An 18114-nucleotide genomic window follows, 5' to 3' on the forward strand; every position below is an offset into this window, starting at 1 on the left:
ACCACGGTCCCGGCGGGCGTCACCGCGCGCCGATTGGTGCGATCCCCTCCCCCGGGTGAACCATGGGGTCATGGATCACGACTCATCCCGCGCGAGCGAGGGCACCACCAGCGCCACCGCTCCGCACGGCAACCCCGACAACATCCCGGGCGCGGACCTGCCCCGCCCCGACGAGAAGACCTTCTTCGGCCAGCCCCGCATGCTGGCGAACCTGTTCAGCGTGGAGCTGTGGGAGCGCTTCTCCTTCTACGGCATGCAGGGCATCGTCCTGCTCTACATGTACTTCGCCACGACCGAGGGTGGCCTGGGCATCGACCAGGCGACCGCCGCGGGCATCGTGGGCGCCTACGGCGGCGCGGTCTACCTGTTCGCCATCCTGGGCGGATGGGTGGCCGACCGGCTGCTGGGCTCGGAGCGCACCATGTTCGTCAGCGGCGTGCTCATCATGGCCGGGCACATCGCGCTCGCCCTCGTCCCCGCGGTCGCCGGGCTGGCGACCGGGCTGGTCCTCATCGCGATCGGCTCCGGCGGGCTCAAGGCCACGATCACCAACCTCGTGGGCGCCCTGTACGAGCGCCGGGACCCGCGCCGGGACGCCGGGTTCTCGATCTTCTACATGGGCGTGAACATCGGCGGCCTCACCGGCCCGCTGCTGACCGGGCTCGCGCAGCAGACCTGGGGCTTCCACCTCGGCTTCGGTCTCGCCGCGATCGGCATGGCGTTCGGCCTCACCCAGTACGCGCTCGGCCGCCGCCGGCTCCCCGGCGAGGTCCACCACGTGCCCAACCCCCTGCCCCGCGAGCAGTTCGGGCGGTGGATCGGCATCGCCGTCGCCGCGGTCGCGGTGGTCGTGGTCGCCGTGCTCACCGGCGTGCTGAACGCGGGCAACCTCGCGGACGTCGTGGTGGTGGTGACCGTGCTGTCGGCCGTGGCCCTGTTCGTGCTGCTGCTCACCAGCGCCAAGCTCGACGACGACGAGCGCTCCCGCGTGCGGTCCTTCATCCCGATGTTCATCGGCTCGGCCGCGTTCTGGGCGCTGTTCCAGCAGCAGTTCACCGTGATCACCATCTACTCCGACACACGGCTGGACCGGAGCCTGGGTGACTGGACGATGCCGATCTCGTGGGTGCAGTCCTTCAACCCCCTCTTCATCATCCTGCTCGCCCCCGTGTTCGCGGTGCTGTGGACCCGTCTGGGCGGCCGGCAGCCGGGGACGCCCACCAAGTTCGGTCTCGGCATCATCCTGATGGGCTCGGCGTTCCTGATCTTCCTGCCGATGGTCGGGGTGTCCTCCGTGCCCGTGCTGTGGGCCGCGCTGATCCTGCTGGTCGCCACCCTCGGCGAGCTGCTGGTGTCCCCGGTCGGGCTCTCCCTGTCCACCCGCCTGGCCCCGCGGGCCTACCCCGTGCTCATGGTCGCCCTCTTCTACCTGTCCGTGGCCCTGGGCACCGCCCTGTCGGGCTCTCTGGCCGGGTACTACAGCGAACAGACGGAGGCCGCCTACTTCGGCGTGCTCGGCGCGGTCACCATCGTGATCGGCGCGGTGCTGCTCGTGCTCTCCCGCTGGATCCGCCGCATGATGCGCGGCGTGCTCTGAGCCCCGGTGCCGTCCTCCGGGGTCCCGGAGGACGGCACCGGTCAGCCGCGCGCGATCTGCGCGACCACGTCGGCCGCCGGGCACTCCCGCGCCGCGGCGAAGGCCGGGCCGGCCCACAACGAGACGGCCTCGGGGTCGCCGGCGGCCGTCGCCGCCGCCCGCAGAGGCTTCGTCAGCTGGTTGACCTGCGGGTATGCCGCAGGAGCAATATGCGAGTAGCGGTCGACGAAACCGTTGCGCAGACCACGGGCCAGGCGGCCGGAGAACGCCCGGGTGACCACGGTCTCCCGGTAGCGGCCCGAGCCGAGGGCTTCCCGGTACACGGGGGCGGTCCCCGCTTCGTGCGTGCGCAGCAGGAGCGTGCCGACCTGGACGGCGTCGGCACCGGCGGACCGGGCGGCCTCCGCGTCCGCCCGGTCCGCGATGCCCCCGGCCGCCACGAGGGGGACGTCCACCGCGGCGCGGACCGCGGCGACGAGCACTTCCAGGGGGTCCTCTCCCGGGACGTCCTCCGTGCGGTGGGTACCCCGGTGCCCGCCGGCGGCCGGGCCCTGCACGATCAGCAGGTCGGCGCCGGCTCCGGAGGCCGCCCGCGCCTCCGGGACCGACGTCACCGTGACGGAGGTCGTGGTGCCCGCCGCTGCGAGCCGCTCCAGGACGGAGGCCGCCGGCAGCCCGAAGGTGAACGAGACCACGGGCACGCGCAGCTCCTCGAGGAGAGCGAGCTTGGCAGCCCATCCGTCGTCGTCGGCCGGGTCCGTGGCGGGCAGTTCCACCCCGTAGTGCCGGGCCTCCTCCTGCAGCGCCTCTCGGTACGCGGCGACCGACCGGTGCACGGCGGAATCCACCGCGCTGCCGGGCTCGGCGGTGTTCGCGGCCTGCGGGACGAAGACGTTGACCCCGAAGGGACCCGTGGTGCGCGCCCGGACGGCCTGCACGTCCGCGCGGACGCCGTCGACGGGACGGTTGCCGGCCGCCAGGAAGCCCAGGCCGCCCGCGGCGGTGACCGCGGCGGCCAGCGCGGGCGTCGAGGGGCCTCCCGCCATGGGCGCGCCCACGAACGGGACGGGGAGATCGGTCGGGCGGAAGCGGGGCGCGGTGCTCGTCATGACCCCCAGGCTAGGAAGCCGGTGGTCTCCCGTCATCCCCTGGGACGGACCTCTCCTGTGGCATAGGCTGTGACCGAGATCACCCTCTGCCGGGATCCGCAACCCGACACGACCGATTCGAGGCATCCGATGGCACAGTCCTCCGAGTCCGAGACCCGGTCCCGTCAGCAGCCCGAGCTCAAGCGCGTCATGGGCCCCGGACTGCTCCTGCTGTTCATCGTGGGCGACATCCTCGGCACGGGCGTGTACGCCCTCACCGGGAACATCGCCGGGGAGATCGGGGGCGCGGCGTGGGCGCCGATCCTCGGGGCGTTCCTGGTGGCGACGATCACGGCGTTCTCCTACCTGGAGCTCGTGACGAAGTACCCCGGGGCCTCGGGCGCCGCGCTCTACACGCACAAGGCCTTCGGCATCCACTTCGTCACGTTCCTCGTGACCTTCGCCGTGCTGAGCTCCGGCCTCACCTCCGCGTCCACGGCCGCCACGACCGTGGCCTCGAACTTCGCGCGCGGCTTCGGCCTGGAGATCGGCACCACGACCATCACCCTCATCGCCGTGGTGTTCATGGCGTTGCTGGCCGCCGTGAACATGCGCGGCGTGAGCGAGTCCCTGGGACTGAACGTGGTCCTGACGTGCATCGAGCTGACCGGCCTGCTCATCGTCATCCTCGTCGGCTTCTGGGCGGCGTTCCAGGGCAACGCGGACTTCAGCCAGACGATGGTCTTCGAGACCTCCGAGGACAAGGGCATCTTCCTGGCACTGACCGCCGTGACCTCGCTCGCGTTCTTCTCCTTCGTCGGCTTCGAGGACTCCGTGAACATGTCCGAGGAGGCGAAGGACCCCGTCCGCGACTTCCCGCGCGTGATGCTCACCGGGCTCGCGATCACCGGCGTCATCTACGTGCTCGTGTCCATCTTCGCCGTGGCGGTCGTGCCCATCGGCGTGCTCGGCGAGTCCACCACCCCGCTGCTGGAGGTCGTCCGCGTCGGCGCCCCCAACCTGCCCATCGACACGATCTATCCGTTCCTGACCATCTTCGCCGTGGCCAACACCGCGCTGATCAACATGCTCATGGCCTCCCGCCTGCTCTACGGCATGGCCCGGCAGGGTGTCCTGCCCCCGTTCCTCGGGTACGTGCTGCACAGCCGGCGCACCCCCTGGTCCTCGATCGTCTTCACGACGCTCCTCGCCGCGGGTCTGATCGTCGTGATCAACAACCTGCTGGGCCGGGGGACGGCGAGCGCTCTCGGTGGGACGACGGCCCTGCTGCTGCTCGGCGTGTTCACCGTGGTCAACGTCGCCGTCGTCATCCTGCGGCGCGACGACGTGGCGCACGACCACTTCCGCGCCCCGAAGGTCCTGCCCTACTTCGGGGCGGTCACCTGCGCCTATCTGGTGGGCCCCTGGGCCCAGGATCCTGTGGAGTACCGGATCGCCGTGGTGATGCTGGCCATCGGGCTCGGCCTGTGGATCGTCAACTTCCTCTACGAGCGCCTGTTCCGGGGACGCAAGGTGCGCTTCGAGGACCCAGAGCACCTCGACAAGCTGGAGGAGGAGCCGCAGGGCAACGACCCCCACATCGATCCCCGCTGACCGATCCCCTGACACCCCGCGCCGCTACTCGAGGAGAACCCGTGACCGTCGTCGTCGGATACATGCCCACCGCCCCCGGACATGCGGCACTGGACGCCGCGCTCGTCGAGGCCGAGCGCCGCGGCACCGACCTGGTGGTGGTCCAGCCTCGGCCGCAGCGGCACCGGTCGACCGAGGCGGGTGCGGACATCGACGTGGAGCAGGAGAAGCTCGCCCGCTCGGGGCTGCGCTACCAGCTGCTGGAGCCGGACCACGACAGCGATCCCGCGGACGTCATCCTCGACGCCGCCCGCGAGCACGGTGCCGACCTGATCGTGCTCGGCATCCGCCGGCGCTCCCCCGTGGGCAAGATCATCACGGCCAGCACGGCCCAGCGCGTCCTGCTCGAGAGCCCGTGCCCCGTGCTCAGCGTCAAAGCGATCTACGACTGAGCGCACCGTTTTATTTCTGTTTTCGAAACAATAGGCTGGTGCCGGACCCGGCGGCCGCCGCGCCGGGTCGAGCCCGGCGGCGCCGTCCGGCTCGCCCCAGCCGCTTTCGAAAGGCCAGCCATGCCCTCCTCGGCCCCCGCCGGGACCCGCCCCGCACCCTGGGCGGACGCCCCCCGCCCGCCGCGCCGCTCCCGCTGGGCCACGCTGCTGCGCGTGCTGCTCCCGGCGCTGCTCATCGTGGGGTGGCTGGGGGTCGCCGGTGTCGGCGGGCCGTACTTCGGCAAGATCTCCGAGGTCTCCACGAACGACCAGTCCAGCTTCCTGCCGGAGTCCACCGAGTCCACGCGCGTCACGGACCTGCAGGGCGAGTTCCGGGACTCCGACGCGATCCCTGCGATCGTGCTCCTCGTCCGGGAGGGCGGACTGAGTCCGGAGGACCGCGCGTGGGCGGAGGAGACCGTCACCTCCGTGCAGGACAGCGGCCTGGCGGAGGGCCGGCTGTCCCCGCCCATCCCGTCGGAGGACGGCGAGGCCGTCCAGGTGGTGGTGCCGCTGCCGGACGGCGAGGTCGTCGACGACGTCGAGGCGCTCTCGGCCGAGTTCGAGCAGGGCCGGCCCGAGGGGCTGCAGGCCTACGTCACGGGTCCCGCCGGGTTCACCGCGGACCTCGTGGCCGGCTTCGCGGGCATCGACGGACTGCTGCTGGGCGTGGCACTGGCCGTGGTCTTCGTGATCCTGCTGGTGGTCTACCGTTCCCCGGTCCTGCCCGTCCTCGTGCTGCTGACCTCGGTCTTCGCCCTGAGCGCCGCGATCCTGCTCGTCTACTGGCTGGCGACCAACGAGCTGGTGACGATCAGCGGGCAGGTCCAGGGCATCCTGTTCATCCTCGTGGTCGGCGCGGCCACCGACTATTCCCTGCTGTACACGGCCCGGTACAGGGACGCCCTGCTGCACCACAGGGGCCGGGCCGAGGCGACCCGGACGGCGCTCAAGGGCTCGGCCGAGCCGATCGCCGCCTCGGGCGCCACGGTCATCGCGGGTCTGCTGTGCCTGCTCCTGTCCGACCTCGCCTCGAACAAGGCGCTCGGCCCGGTGGCCTCCGTCGGCATCGTCATGTCGATGCTCGCGGCCCTGACTTTCCTGCCCGCGGTCCTCTTCGCGACCGGCCGCGGGGCCTTCTGGCCGTTCCGCCCGCGCTTCGACGCCTCGGGCGCGGAGCGGGTGCGGGTGGTGGGCCACGGGACGGGGCACCGCCCGACCGTCGAGGGCCGGGGCGTGTGGGCCTCCGTGGCCCGGTTCGTGGCCCGCGCCCCGCGCGCCGTCTGGGTGGTGACCACGGTGGTGCTCCTGGTGCTGGCCGGGTTCAGCACGCAGTTCCAGGCCTCGGGGGTCGAGCAGAGCGAGCTCGTGCTCGGGGAGTCCCAGGCCCGGGACGGCCAGGAGGCCCTGGCGGAGCACTTCCCCGGCGGCTCCGGCAGCCCGGCGGTCGTCCTGGTCCCCACCGGGTCCCTGGACGCCGCGGTCGCGGTGGCCGAGGACGCCGAGGGGGTCGCCGACGTCGCCGCCGTCGCCGACGGCTCGCCGTCCGGCACCCTGCCCCTGGGCGGGGACGCCGCCCCGCCCGACGGGCCGTTCGCCGGCGTGGAGCCGACCGAGGCCCAGGGCTACTACCAGCTCCGGGTCACGCTGGCCGACGCCGCCGACTCGCCCGAGGCCGAGCAGACGGTCCGCGGGCTCCGGGCCGACCTGTCCGGGGTGGACGAGGGGATCCTCGTGGGCGGGGCCACCGCGACCACCATCGACACCAACGAGACCTCGATCGCCGACCGCACGCTCATCATCCCGGTGATCCTCGTGGTGATCACCCTGATCCTGATGCTGCTGCTGCGCTCGATCCTCGCCCCGGTGCTGCTGGTCCTCACGACCGTGGTCTCGTTCTTCACCGCCCTGGGTGTCTCCGCCCTGGTGTTCGAGCACGTCCTGGACCTGCCCGGCGCCGACCCGTCGGTGCCGCTGTTCGGGTTCGTCTTCCTCGTGGCCCTGGGCATCGACTACAACATCTTCCTGATGTCCCGGGTCCGGGAGGAGTCCCTGGTCCACGGCACGCGAGCCGGCATCCTGCGGGGGCTGACCCTCACCGGCGGGGTGATCACCTCCGCCGGCATCGTGCTCGCAGCCACGTTCGCGGCCCTGGCCGTCATCCCGATCATGTTCCTGGTGCAGCTGGCGTTCATCGTGGCGTTCGGCGTGCTGCTGGACGCGCTGGTCGTCCGGTCGCTGCTGGTGCCCGCGCTGACCTACGACGTCGGCCGGGCCATCTGGTGGCCCGGCCACCGGCGGATCGAGCCCTGACGCCGGGTGCTCCTCCGGTCCCGGCTCAGGCGGCGTGGTGGCCGGACCGGCGGGCGACGACGGGGATCCGGTTGGTCACGGGATGCGCCTCGTCGTCGTGCGCCTGCTCCGCCGCGGGCGCCTGCTCGGCGACGTCCCACCCCGCGCCGTCCTGCTGCCAGCCGAAGCCGTAGGCGAGGGCGGGTACCAGGAGGTTGGCGAGGCCGCAGCCCACGGCGAGCCCGGCCCACGCGACGGGGAACGAGGCGAGGACGTCGAAGGGATAGTGCACGCCGAGGTAGAGGCGGGACAGGCCGACGAGCGCGGTCACACCCAGACCCACCGCGAGGACCGCAGGAGCGCGCCCCGACCGGCGCACCGCGAGGCAGAGGGCCGCCGCGACGGCGAGGGCGGCGCCCGTGTGACCGGAAGGGAAGGAGGTGATGCCGTCCACCAGGACGAGGGGCTCGGTGTACGCCGTGGCGTCCGGCCGGGCCCGGGCGACGGCCATCTGGACCACGGCGACCGCGACCCAGCCGCAGAGCGCGGTGACCGCGAAGCCCGCGGCGTCCCAGGCCCGGCGCCGCCCGAGGGCCAGCCAGGCGGTGAGGGCGGCGACGATCACCAGGGTCCCGGGGCCGGAGAAGGCGTGGTGCAGGACGAGCGCCGCCGCGTCGAGCACGCCGGAGCGTGCGGCGTCGAGCCGCTGCAGGACCTCGGTCTCCTGGGCCGCGATCCCGGGGGAGTACACCAGGAGCCGTCCGACGGTCGCCGTGGCGAGCACGACGATGAAGGGGACGACCACCCACTGGTGCAACTGGGGGAGGGACCAGGTGGAGCGGGCCGGCTGGGGGGAAGAGTGCTGCGCCGGAAGAGCCATGGTCCCTACCATGGCACACGTCACGTGGTCTTACGGGACGTACGCGCCTCTGACAAGGGTGTTCGCACGGAATTCGTAGGACCGACCCAAAGAATGACTAATCATGAAGCTGTTCCGGGCTCCCCGCCCGTCGGTGTCCGCGTGGTCCGGGTGCGCCGTACGCAGATCACCGCCAATCATAATCAATCGAAAAAGGATGATTTTGACCATATCTCCTGTTTCACGTGGAACGAGCGCCTGAATTGCTCTGTATCAACCCCTGCGGTGTGCGAGAGCCCGACTGCACTCTGCGGGGACCGGCTCGCGCCCTCCTGACCCGTGCTCCAGAATGTCCTTTTTGCACGGGACAGCGACGGGACGGACGCTCCGCACTAGACTGGTCCGCCAACCAGGCACTGTGCCGCCCGACCGACGATGGAGCACCCGTGTTCAAGAAGAGCCCCTCCCCCAGCGCCCGACCGGCCACCTCCCACGCCGAGGCCGCGCAGCACGTGGCGGAGGGCGGAGTCGCGATCTACTGGCGACCCGGCTGCCCGTTCTGCGGCATGCTCGAGCGGGGCCTGGGCGCGGACGCGGACCGCGCGACGTGGACCGACATCTGGGAGGACCCCGACGCCCAGGCGTTCGTCGAGTCCCTCAACGACGGCAACGCCACCGTGCCCACCGTGGTCACCCGCGACGAGCACTTCGTGGCAGCGTCCACCGAGCGGGTGGCCCTGACCAAGGCACTGATCGAGAAGGCCGACGCCTCCCGCTAAGCACCGGCGCCGCACCGCGCCGCCGACACCCCTGCCGGTCACCGGATCGACCGCCCCGGACCGGGTGCGCGGCGTTCCGCCCTGTCTTCGACCTGTGAAGACCGACTAGAATCGGACTCCCGAACTTGTTCACCGGCGAAAGAGGACGGCGATGTCCGAGCCCGCCGAGCCCCGCGCCAAGCCCGGCTCCCAGACGTCACTGCGCAACGCCAACCAGCGCCGCGTGCTCGACGCCGTCCGCCGCGACGGCCACCTGACCCAGGCCCAGATCTCCCGGCGCACCGCCCTGGCGCCGTCGACGGTCTCCAACATCGTCCACGAGCTGATCGACGCCGGCCTGTTCGCCATGGAGGCCGACGGCGCGGGCCGCCGGGGCCGGCTGATCGGCTTCCGAGGCTCGGCGGGCCACGTGGTGGGCATCGACGTGGGGCACCGGCACCTCACGGTCGCGGTGGCCGACCTCAACCAGCGGATCCTCGCCCAGCGGCGCCACGACCTGCCCGCCGGGCACCACTTCGCCGAGGGCCTGACCCTCGCCGGGCGGGCGCTGGAGGACCTGCTGGACGGTCTCGGCACCGCCCGTCCGGAGCCGCTCGCCGCCGGTCTCACCGTTCCGGCGCCCGTCGACCTGGGCGGCCGGCTGATCAGCGCGAGCCCGATCCTGCCCGCCTGGAGCGGGATCGACGTGCGCGAGGAGGCCGGCCGGCGGCTCGGGTTGCCGGTGGTCGTCGAGAACGACGCGAACGCCGGCGCGCTCGGCGAGCACACGTGGGGCGCAGGGCAGGGCGCACGCAACATGGCGTACCTCAAGATCGGCCACGGGGTCGGCTCGGGACTGATCCTCGACGGTGCCCTCTTCCGCGGCGGCACCGGGTCCGCCGGCGAGATCGGCCACTCGACCGTCGACGAGCTGGGACGGGTGTGCCGGTGCGGCAACAGGGGATGCCTCGAGACCTACGTCTCCTCCGGCGAGATCACGCGCCTGCTGGCCGACACGCACGGTCCGGACCTCACCGTCGCCGACGTGGTGGCCGCCGCCGTCGCCGGGGACGTCGCCTGCGCGCGCGTCATCGGCGACACCGGGCGGATGCTGGGCACCAGCGTGGCCAACCTGTGCAACATCATCAACCCCGAGCTCGTGGTCGTCGGCGGGGAGATCTCCCGGGCCGGCGACCTGCTGCTCGACCCGCTGCGCGAGACCGTCTCCCGGCACGGCGTCCGCGGCAGCGTGCAGGGCCTGCGGATCGAGGCCGCCCGGCTGGGCATCGACGCCCACGTGGCCGGCGCGGTCGTCCTCGCCCTGCAGCACGCCGAACTGCCCGCAGGGGCCGGGCCGGACCGCTGAAAGGAGTGGCTCACCACCGTGTTCGACTAATGGACATCAGGTGCGCCGGGTTTTAGTGTGTACCGCACCACAAGAACCCCTCGACGACGGCCGTCGCGACCGTCCCGGGGTGCGGCAGCCGGTCCGTTCCGGCCCCCCGCCGATCTCTCACCAGCAAGGGAGCTGTCCGATGAGCCAAGACGCCACGACCCCGACGGTCGCGGAGCACCCGAACACCAAGGCCGTCCTCCGGATCACCATCGTCGCCGCCTTCGGCGGCTTCCTCTTCGGCTACGACTCCGCCGTCATCAACGGCGCGGTCTCCGCCATCCAGGAGGAGTTCGGCGTCGGCGACCTCCAGCTCGGCTTCGCCATCGCCTCGGCCCTGCTCGGCGCGGCCGCGGGCGCCTTCTTCGGTGGGCGTGTGGCCGACGCACTGGGCCGCGTCCCGGTCATGAAGATCGCGGCGGTCCTCTTCCTCGTCAGCGCGATCGCCTGCGGCGTGGTCGACAGCTTCGGCTGGCTGATCTTCTGGCGCATCGTCGGGGGCGTCGGCGTGGGCGTCGCCTCCGTCATCGCCCCGGCCTACATCGCCGAGGTCGCCCCGGCGTCCGTGCGCGGCCGGCTGGGCTCCCTGCAGCAGATGGGCATCGTGCTCGGCATCTTCATCGCGCTGGCCGTGGACGCCTGGCTCGCCGCCCTGGCCGGCGGATCCACCGAGCCGCTGTGGTGGGGCTTCGAGGCCTGGCGGTGGATGTTCATGGCCGAAGCCATCCCTGCCGTCGCCTATCTGATCGGCTCGTTCACGATCCCCGAGTCCCCCCGCTACCTGGTGGAGGACGGTCGCCCGGACGAGGCCCGCGCGGTGCTGGCCAACCTGCAGGGCTCCGCGTCGGCGGCCGAACGGGTGCGCCTCATCAAACTGTCCCTCCAGACGGAGCACAAGCCCCGGCTGTCCGACCTGCGGGGAAGCTCGGCCGGCCTCAAACCCATCGTGTGGGTGGGCATCGGACTGGCCGCGCTGCAGCAGTTCGTGGGCATCAACGTGATCTTCTACTACTCGAACGTCCTCTGGCAGTCGGTGGGCTTCACCGAGGCCGACTCGTTCACCATCACCGTGATCACGTCCGTGGTCAACGTCGCCGTGACCATCGTCGCGATCGCCCTCGTCGAGAAGGTCGGCCGACGCCGGCTCCTGCTCGTCGGCTCGATGGGCATGACCCTGTCACTCGGCACCCTCGCCGTCCTGTTCGCCACCGCGGAAAAGGTGCTCGTGGACGGCGAGCTGTCCCCCGTGCTCGGCCCCATCGCCGGGCCCCTGGCCCTCGTGGCCGCCAATCTGTTCGTGGTGTTCTTCGGCGTCTCGTGGGGGCCCATGATGTGGGTGCTCCTGGGCGAGATGTTCCCGAACCGGATCCGCGGTGCCGCCCTCGCCGTCGCCGGGTTCGTGCAGTGGATCGCCAACTGGCTGGTCACGGTGACCTTCCCGACCCTGGCCGACTTCTCCCTGGGCCTCGCGTACGGGCTCTACGCGTTCTTCGGCCTCGTCTCGCTGATCTTCACGATCAAGATGGTGCGCGAGACCACCGGGATCGAGCTCGAGGACATGCAGGACTGAGCCGCTCGCAGCGGCTTCCACCACGACGGCGGTCCGTCTCCCCACCGGGGAGACGGACCGCCGTCGTACGGCGCGGAAGCCGCGTCCCCTGCCCCCGGACGGCCCGTCTCACAGGTGCACGGGGGTCCCGTGCGCCCTTCTTTACTCCTCCGTGACCGTCAGGACACGTGTCGCCGCCGTCTTCGGGTATTTTCGGGACAGCTGCGCGAAGCCCCGGCCCCCGAGCCGGGTCCGGGCCGCCCAGCCCCACCGCTCCATTTTCAACGGCGAAAAGGAACCACGTTGACCCAGACGACCACGGACCCCGTGTCCCCAGCCCAGACCACCGCCCGCAAGTCGGCGGGCCACGTGATCGTGGACACGCTCGTGGCCCACGGGGTGGAACGCGCCTACGTGGTGCCCGGGGAGTCCTACCTGGACGTCCTCGACGGCCTCCACGAGTCCTCGATCGAGACGGTCGTGTGCCGGCACGAGGGCGGGGCGGCGTACATGGCCGAGGCCGACGGGAAGATGAACCCGGTGCCCGGGGTGGCGATGGTGACCCGCGGGCCCGGGGCGGCCAACGCCCACGTGGGCCTGCACACCTCCTGGCAGGACTCCACCCCGATGGTGCTGTTCGTGGGGCTGATCCCCTTCGAGCACCGGGACAAGGAGGCCTTCCAGGAGTTCGACCCGCACGCGTGGTTCGACTCCGGGGCCAAGCGGGTGATGGTCCTGGACCACGCCGAGCGGGCCTCGGAGATCGTGGCCGAGGCGATGTTCGCGGCCAGCTCCGGGCGGCCCGGACCGGTGGTGGTGGGCCTGCCGGAGGACATCATCCGGGTCGAGATCGACGCGGCCCTGCACCCGCCGATCCCGGTGGCCCACGGCGGGATGACCGTCAACGACTGGAAGGCGCTGCGCGACGGGCTCTCGGGGGCGGAGAAGCCCTTGTTCGTCACCGGCGGCAACGACTGGACCTGCGAGGGGGCGGCGGGGCTGACGGCCTGGCTGGAGGAGCACCACCTGCCGGCCGCGGCGGAGTGGCGCACCGAGGGCACCGTGCCCTTCGACTCGCCCTCCTACGTGGGCCCGATCGGCTACGGCCGCCCGAAGCTGACCTTCGAGATGCTCGAGGAGACCGATCTGCTGGTGTTCGTGGGCACGGTGCCCGGGGACGTGATCACCGACGGGTTCCTGGTCCGCCAGGACTGGAACAAGAAGAACTTCCTGGTCACCATCGACCCGGCCCTGCGCGGGCGCTCGGGCCCGGTGTCCTATCAGATCGTGGCCAAGCCCGACGTGTTCGTGCGCGACCTGGTGCGCATCGACCTGCCCGCCAAGCCGGAGTGGAAAGAGTGGACCGCCCGGCTGCGGGCCAAGCAGGTGGAGTTCTCCACCCCGGTCTCCACCGAGCCGGGCGAGGGCCCGGCGCGGATGGACACCATGATGGCCCACCTCGTGGCGTCCCTGCCCACCGACGCCATGGTCACCTTCGGGGCCGGCGAGCACACCAACTTCGCCCACCGGTACTTCCCGACCCAGGGCTACGCCTCGATGATCTCGGCGCGCAACGGCTCGATGGGCTACTCGGTGCCCTCGGCGGTGGCCGCCTCGCTGCGCTTCCCGGGCCGGCGGGTGGTGACCATCGCCGGGGACGGGGAGTTCCTGATGAACGGCCAGGAGCTGGCCACTGCGGCCCAGTACGGGGCCACCCCGCTGGTGATCGTGATGGACAACCAGGAGTACGGCACGATCCGCACCCACCAGGAGCGCGACTACCCGCACCGGATCTCGGGCACCCAGCTGAAGAACCCCGACTTCGCGCTGATGGCCCGGGCCTTCGGCGGGTTCGGGGTGCGCGTGGAGACCAACGCGGACATCCCCGCCGCCCTGGACTCCGCCCTGCGGGCGATCGACGAGGACGGGACCTTCGCCCTGATCCACCTGATCGTCGAGCAGCGCGTGAAGGCCTACTGAGCCCCGGCCGCCCGGACACCCCGAGGGGCGTGCCCGGCGACCGTCCCGGTCACCGGGCAGCGGCCGCCGGCGCACCCTCGCGGGGTGCCGATTGACCAGGAGAGTGCGCCGGCTCGTCGTCGCGCGCCCCGCCCACCGGACCCCGGCGCGGGGACCGGCACGGCCCCGGTGGTGGCCGGAGCCCGATCCGTAGCACACTGGGGCGGTGCAGACCTTCCTCCCCTATCCGGACTTCGCCCGCTCCGCCCGCGTCCTCGACCGCAAACGGCTCGGCAAGCAGCGGGTGGAGACCCTCCAGGTGCTGCGTGCCGCCACCGTTCCCGGCTACGGGTGGTACCGGCACCCGGCCACGGCGATGTGGTCGGGTCACGTGCCCGCGCTCGTGGCCTACGGGCGGGCGATGGTCGACGAGTGGACCGCCCGCGGCGGGGCCGACAGCACCGGGTGGCAGATCCGGGAGTTCGCCCCGGAGGCCTGGGACCGCTATCCCGACGACGGCGTGGCGCAGCCGCCCCCGTGGCTGGGCGACGACGCGTTCCACCGCTCGCACCGGTCCAACCTGCTGCGCAAGGACGAGGACCTCTACCGCGAGGCGTTCCCCGGGGACCCGGCCGGCCTGGACTACGTGTGGCCGGTGCCGGCGGAGGGCCGCACGCCCCCCGCCGAGCCGCCGCAGGGCCGGCGCGCCTGGGTCCTGGCGCCCGGCGCGCACGAGCTGGCCGGCGGCGCCGTCCTCGTCCCGTTCCGCGTCCCCGACGGTGTGCGGGAGACCCACTGGATGCCGGCGGTGGAGCGCATCGAGCGGGAGCTGCGGGAGGGCGAGCCCGTGCTGCTGCTCCACGGCCCGCCCGGTCCCGAGCAGGTCGTGGAGCGGACCGTGCTGGGCGAGAACGTGCACCACGCCGTCGGGGGATTCTCCCTCGAGCTCGGCGCCGGGGAGCGGGTCCTGCGCCGGGAGCTGCCCGCCCCCGCACGGCTGCAGTCACCGCGTCCGGTCTTCGCGGTCCCCGCCGAGGCCGTCGGGGCGACCCCGGGCGCCTGAGCGCCCCGTCCCCGGCCGCGCGTCGGCGGACCGCCGGCGGATCCGTGCCCGGACCCCGGGCTCGCACCGGGTGGCCGACCGGCCCGGCCCGCGATTCATCTGCGGTCATCCGGGACGGCGGGGGCGAAGGGTGGGTAGCATGTCACCCATCGGGCGCCCGTCGCGCCGGACACCAGGAGGTGCACATGCGAGGGTCCCACGTTCCCGCCACCGGGACGACCACCGTCACGGACCGGCACGGTCCGCGGGCCGCGGGCCCGGCACAGCAGCTCGCGCGGGCCGTGGCCACGGAGCACCGCTGCGGCGTCCCCGAGCTCACCGCCACGCCGTGACCGACAGCGTCCACCCTCTCGCCGGCTCCCCGGCGGACGGCCGCTCCGCCTCCGCGAGTCCGGCGCTGCCGTCCGTCACCGCCACGACCGAGAGCTCGCTCGCCGTCCAGGTGATGACCGCCGTGCGCCGAGCCATCATGGCCGGGCAGATGGAGCCAGGACGGCTGTACTCCGTGCAACAGCTGGCCTCCGTCATGAACGTCTCCCGCAGCCCGGTGCGGGAGGGCCTCCTGCGGCTGGGCGAGGCCGGCCTGATCCGGTTCCACCGCAACCGCGGCTTCGAGATCGTCGAGGTCAGCCCCACCGACGTCGCGCAGATCTTCGCGGTCCGCACCGCCCTCGAGGTGCCGGCCGCCCGCCGGGCGGCGAGCCTCGCTCAGCCGCTGGACCTGGAACGCGTCCGGGCCCAGTGGGAGTCGATGCACGCGGCCGCTCGCGCGCACGACCTCGAGGCGGCCGCCGGGGCCGACGAGGGGCTCCACCGGATGCTGCTGCAGCTCGCGGGCAACCCCCAGGCGGGCCGGCTCGTGGAGCGGCTGCGCACCACCACGTCCTTCCTCGGCGTCGTGGCCGCGACGACTCCCCGGCCGCTCGGCGAGCTGGCCGGCGAGCACGACGTGCTGGTGCAGGCGGTGCTCGCGGGGGACGAGGACGCGGCGGGACGCGCCATGCGCGACCACCTCGCGTCCACGGCCGAGCGGCAGATCGCCCAGGCCCTGCGCGCCCGGAGCACCCCGGAGGAGCGCGTGCCGGGCCTGGCCCGGCAGATCTGGCGCGAGGCCGTCACAGGGTACTGAGGGCGGCTCGGTCCTCGGCGCCGTCCGCCCCGCACGGGAGCCGCAGCTCGAAACGGCAGTTGCCGTGCGCGTCCTCCCCCGCGGTGATCGTGCCCCCGTGGGCCACGACGATCTCCCGGCTGATCGCCAGCCCCAGTCCGGAGCCGCCGGTGTCCCGGGCCCGGGAGTCGTCGAGGCGGACGAACCGCTCGAAGACCCGTTCCCGGTCCTCCGGGGCGATCCGGCTGCCGTCGTTGTCCACGGTTACGACCGCGTCCTCGCCCTCCGCGCGCAGGGACACGGCGATCCACGACGCCGCGTGCCGCTCCGCGTTGGAGAGCAGGTTGCGGAGCACCTGCTGCAGCCGGCTGCCGTCCCCCCGGATCCGCACGGGCTCCACGTGGATGCGCAGCTCGTGCCGCGACGCGGGACGCATCCGGGCGATCTCCTCCCGGACCACCTCGTCCAGGTCGGTGTCCGCGGTGCGCAGCCGCAGCCCGGCGTCGTCGATCTTCGCGAGCGTCAGGAGGTCCTCCACGAGCCGGCCCATCCGGCGGGACTGGGACCGCAGCACGGGGGCGGTCTCGGGCCACATCGTGCCGGACCGGTCGGCGGCGGCCACCTCGATGGTGGTCGTCAGGGTCGCGAGGGGGCTGCGCAGCTCGTGGGAGGCGTCCGCGACGAACCGGCGCTGGGCCCGGTCCGACGCCTGCAGCCGGTCCAGCATCCCGTTCATCGTCCCGGCGAGCTCCGCGACCTCGTCCCGGGTGGGTGGCACGTCCACCCGCTCCCCGAGGTTCGCGGTGCCGATCCGCCGGACCTGCCCGGTGATGCGCCGCACCGGGGCCAGGGAGCGGCCGACGAGGAGCCACATGAGGGCGGCCCCGAGCAGGGCCAGGACCGGCCCACCGACGAGCAGGAAGAGGGTCACCGTCCGGATCGTGCCCTGCTGCAGCCCCATGGGCACGGCCACGGTGAGCGTGAGGGGCTCGTCGTTGATGTACATGCCGTGCGAGACATACACGAAGGCGTCGGTGCTCGGCAGCGGTCCGTCGAAGGCTTCCGCGGAGTCGAAGGAACGCCCCGGTTCGAGCGCCGGCGGGGACAGCACCGCATCCGGCAGGGCGGCGGGCGAGGCGGCCACCACCTGCCCGTCGGCGTTCTGCAGCTGCACGACGACGCCGGGCCGGCCGAGCCGCAGCATCAGCTCCTGGAGGCCCGCGGGCGTGTACACGGCCGTCTCCCACGCGGTCCCCCCGGCGGTCCGCGGCTCCCAGGGCACGCCGAGGTCCCGCAGGATCTCGGACTGCCGGGTCAGGGCCTGGTCGTGCGCGGCCCCCACGGCGGTGCGGTTCAGGACCTCGACCAGCACGGCCCCGGCCACGGCCACCACAAGCAGGATGAGCAGGGCGGCGGCGGCCGTGCTGCGCCGGCGCACCCCCCAGTGCGCGAGCTGCGCTCCGACGCCTGCGGTCACGGTGCGGCGCCCGCGGGGTCGTCGGGCACCAGGCGGTAGCCCATGCCGCGGACCGTCTGCAGGGTCGTCAGGCCGAACGGCGCGTCGATCTTCTTCCGGAGATAGCCCACGTAGACCTCCACGATGTTCTCCGAGCCCTCGAACTCGGCATCCCAGGCGTTGTCCATGATCTCGAGCTTGGAGACCACCTTCTCCTTGTTCTGCATGAGGTACTGCAGGATGACGTACTCCTTGGCCGTGAGCTCGAGCAGCCGCCCGCGGCGGGTCACGGACCGGCGGACGGGGTCCAGCTCGAGGGACCCGACGGCGAGCACGACCGGCCGTTCCGGTGCGCCGCGGCGGATCAGCGCCCGCAGCCGGGCGATCAGGACGAGGAAGCTGAAGGGCTTGGTCAGGTAGTCGTCGGCGCCCAGGTCGAACGCGTCGGTCTGGTCGTACTCGCCGTCCTTGGCGGTGAGCATCAGGACGGGGACCCAGTTCTCGGCGGCGCGCAGCTCCTCGAGCACGGCGTAGCCGTTCTTGCCCGGCAGCATGAGGTCCAGGACCACGACGTCGTAGGGGTTCTCCCGCGCCAGCCAGGCCCCCGTGGTGCCGTCGTGGGCCACGTCGACCACGAAGCCCTCGTTCGTGAGCCCGCGGCGCAGCGACTCCGCGAGGTGCACCTCGTCCTCCACCAGCAGCACGCGCACGCGTCCTCCCGTCCTCGTCAGCGGTCACGGGCCGGTCCGGCCCCCGACCAGTCTCCCGCACCGCGACTGAGGATCCGTTGAGAACGCTGCGGTCCGCAGCGCACCCGCGCTTCTCCCCAGCCGGTGCACAACGTTGTCCACAACTGTGGAGAACTGTGTGCACAGCTCGCTCTCCACAGCGTTATTAACAGCTGTGGA

15 protein-coding genes are annotated in these 18114 nt (G+C 72.5%); 11 read left to right on the top strand and 4 right to left on the bottom strand.

Going from position 1 to position 18114, the window contains the following annotated elements; all coding sequences use genetic code 11:
- Positions 1-70 precede the first annotated feature (70 nt).
- Positions 71-1597: a peptide MFS transporter gene (locus RE027_RS07475; RefSeq protein ID WP_368807625.1), complete on the top strand. Its 1527-nt coding sequence runs from the start codon at positions 71-73 to the stop codon at positions 1595-1597.
- Between the two features lie 41 nt (positions 1598-1638).
- On the opposite strand, the gene RE027_RS07480 is transcribed toward RE027_RS07475, so the two are convergent.
- Positions 1639-2706 (bottom strand): nitronate monooxygenase, encoded by a 1068-nt coding sequence (locus RE027_RS07480; protein ID WP_368807626.1) that lies wholly within the window; start codon positions 2704-2706, stop codon positions 1639-1641.
- 129 nt (positions 2707-2835) lie between these two features.
- On the opposite strand from RE027_RS07480, the gene RE027_RS07485 reads away from it, so the two are divergent.
- The 3 genes from RE027_RS07485 to RE027_RS07495 all read left to right on the top strand — a co-directional run bounded on the left by RE027_RS07485 (position 2836) and on the right by RE027_RS07495 (position 7082).
- The gene (locus RE027_RS07485; RefSeq protein WP_368807627.1) at positions 2836-4299 is read left to right on the top strand and encodes an APC family permease; all 1464 of its coding nucleotides are present in this window, start codon (positions 2836-2838) and stop codon (positions 4297-4299) included.
- 41 nt (positions 4300-4340) lie between these two features.
- Complete coding sequence (locus tag RE027_RS07490; protein ID WP_368807628.1) at positions 4341-4730, top strand: universal stress protein; 390 nt, start codon at positions 4341-4343, stop codon at positions 4728-4730.
- Between the two features lie 120 nt (positions 4731-4850).
- Positions 4851-7082 carry an MMPL family transporter gene (locus tag RE027_RS07495; protein ID WP_368807629.1) on the top strand — a complete coding sequence of 744 codons (2232 nt, stop codon included), beginning with the start codon at positions 4851-4853 and terminating at the stop codon, positions 7080-7082.
- Positions 7083-7107: 25 nt separating this feature from the next.
- Here RE027_RS07495 and RE027_RS07500 read toward each other — a convergent pair whose 3' ends face one another.
- Positions 7108-7941, bottom strand: a complete 834-nt coding sequence (locus tag RE027_RS07500; protein ID WP_368807630.1) for a phosphatase PAP2 family protein — start codon at positions 7939-7941, stop codon at positions 7108-7110.
- 425 nt (positions 7942-8366) lie between these two features.
- On the opposite strand from RE027_RS07500, the gene RE027_RS07505 reads away from it, so the two are divergent.
- The 7 genes from RE027_RS07505 (at position 8367) to RE027_RS07535 (ending at position 15771) form a co-directional block, all read left to right on the top strand.
- Positions 8367-8699 carry a glutaredoxin domain-containing protein gene (locus RE027_RS07505; RefSeq protein ID WP_368807631.1) on the top strand — a complete coding sequence of 111 codons (333 nt, stop codon included), beginning with the start codon at positions 8367-8369 and terminating at the stop codon, positions 8697-8699.
- A 151-nt stretch (positions 8700-8850) separates the two neighbouring features.
- Complete coding sequence (locus tag RE027_RS07510; protein ID WP_368807632.1) at positions 8851-10044, top strand: ROK family transcriptional regulator; 1194 nt, start codon at positions 8851-8853, stop codon at positions 10042-10044.
- Positions 10045-10213: 169 nt separating this feature from the next.
- Positions 10214-11641, top strand: coding sequence for a sugar porter family MFS transporter (locus RE027_RS07515; RefSeq protein WP_368807633.1), 1428 nt, complete (start codon positions 10214-10216; stop codon positions 11639-11641).
- A gap of 282 nt (positions 11642-11923) precedes the next feature.
- Positions 11924-13600, top strand: coding sequence for a thiamine pyrophosphate-dependent enzyme (locus tag RE027_RS07520; RefSeq protein ID WP_368807634.1), 1677 nt, complete (start codon positions 11924-11926; stop codon positions 13598-13600).
- 205 nt (positions 13601-13805) lie between these two features.
- Positions 13806-14642, top strand: coding sequence for an MSMEG_6728 family protein (locus RE027_RS07525; RefSeq protein WP_368807635.1), 837 nt, complete (start codon positions 13806-13808; stop codon positions 14640-14642).
- Between the two features lie 185 nt (positions 14643-14827).
- Positions 14828-14974 (top strand): hypothetical protein, encoded by a 147-nt coding sequence (locus tag RE027_RS07530; protein WP_368807636.1) that lies wholly within the window; start codon positions 14828-14830, stop codon positions 14972-14974.
- The gene (locus RE027_RS07535) at positions 14971-15771 is read left to right on the top strand and encodes a GntR family transcriptional regulator (RefSeq protein WP_368807637.1); all 801 of its coding nucleotides are present in this window, start codon (positions 14971-14973) and stop codon (positions 15769-15771) included. The genes RE027_RS07530 and RE027_RS07535 overlap by 4 nt, the downstream gene beginning before the upstream one ends.
- Here RE027_RS07535 and RE027_RS07540 read toward each other — a convergent pair.
- Entirely contained in the window at positions 15758-17227 is a 1470-nt protein-coding gene (locus RE027_RS07540; protein ID WP_368807638.1) for a sensor histidine kinase, read from the bottom strand. The two genes, RE027_RS07535 and RE027_RS07540, sit on opposite strands and share 14 nt — an antisense overlap.
- Positions 17224-17916, bottom strand: a complete 693-nt coding sequence (locus RE027_RS07545; protein ID WP_368807639.1) for a response regulator transcription factor — start codon at positions 17914-17916, stop codon at positions 17224-17226. The genes RE027_RS07540 and RE027_RS07545 overlap by 4 nt, the downstream gene beginning before the upstream one ends.
- Between the last annotated feature and the right edge of the window lie 198 nt (positions 17917-18114).

It is taken from the genome of Kocuria sabuli (genome assembly GCF_040981185.1).
GTDB classification, from domain to species: domain Bacteria; phylum Actinomycetota; class Actinomycetes; order Actinomycetales; family Micrococcaceae; genus Kocuria; species Kocuria sabuli.

What these genes read in the sequence shown, in the direction of transcription:
- RE027_RS07500 (WP_368807630.1), bottom strand. Translation starts at nt 7,941, where the DNA reads ATGGCTCTTCCGGCGCAGCACTCTTCCCCCCAGCCGGCCCGCTCCACC.
- RE027_RS07515 (WP_368807633.1), top strand. Translation starts at nt 10,214, where the DNA reads ATGAGCCAAGACGCCACGACCCCGACGGTCGCGGAGCACCCGAACACC.
- RE027_RS07495 (WP_368807629.1), top strand. Translation starts at nt 4,851, where the DNA reads ATGCCCTCCTCGGCCCCCGCCGGGACCCGCCCCGCACCCTGGGCGGAC.
- RE027_RS07510 (WP_368807632.1), top strand. Translation starts at nt 8,851, where the DNA reads ATGTCCGAGCCCGCCGAGCCCCGCGCCAAGCCCGGCTCCCAGACGTCA.
- RE027_RS07485 (WP_368807627.1), top strand. Translation starts at nt 2,836, where the DNA reads ATGGCACAGTCCTCCGAGTCCGAGACCCGGTCCCGTCAGCAGCCCGAG.
- RE027_RS07475 (WP_368807625.1), top strand. Translation starts at nt 71, where the DNA reads ATGGATCACGACTCATCCCGCGCGAGCGAGGGCACCACCAGCGCCACC.
- RE027_RS07480 (WP_368807626.1), bottom strand. Translation starts at nt 2,706, where the DNA reads ATGACGAGCACCGCGCCCCGCTTCCGCCCGACCGATCTCCCCGTCCCG.
- RE027_RS07530 (WP_368807636.1), top strand. Translation starts at nt 14,828, where the DNA reads ATGCGAGGGTCCCACGTTCCCGCCACCGGGACGACCACCGTCACGGAC.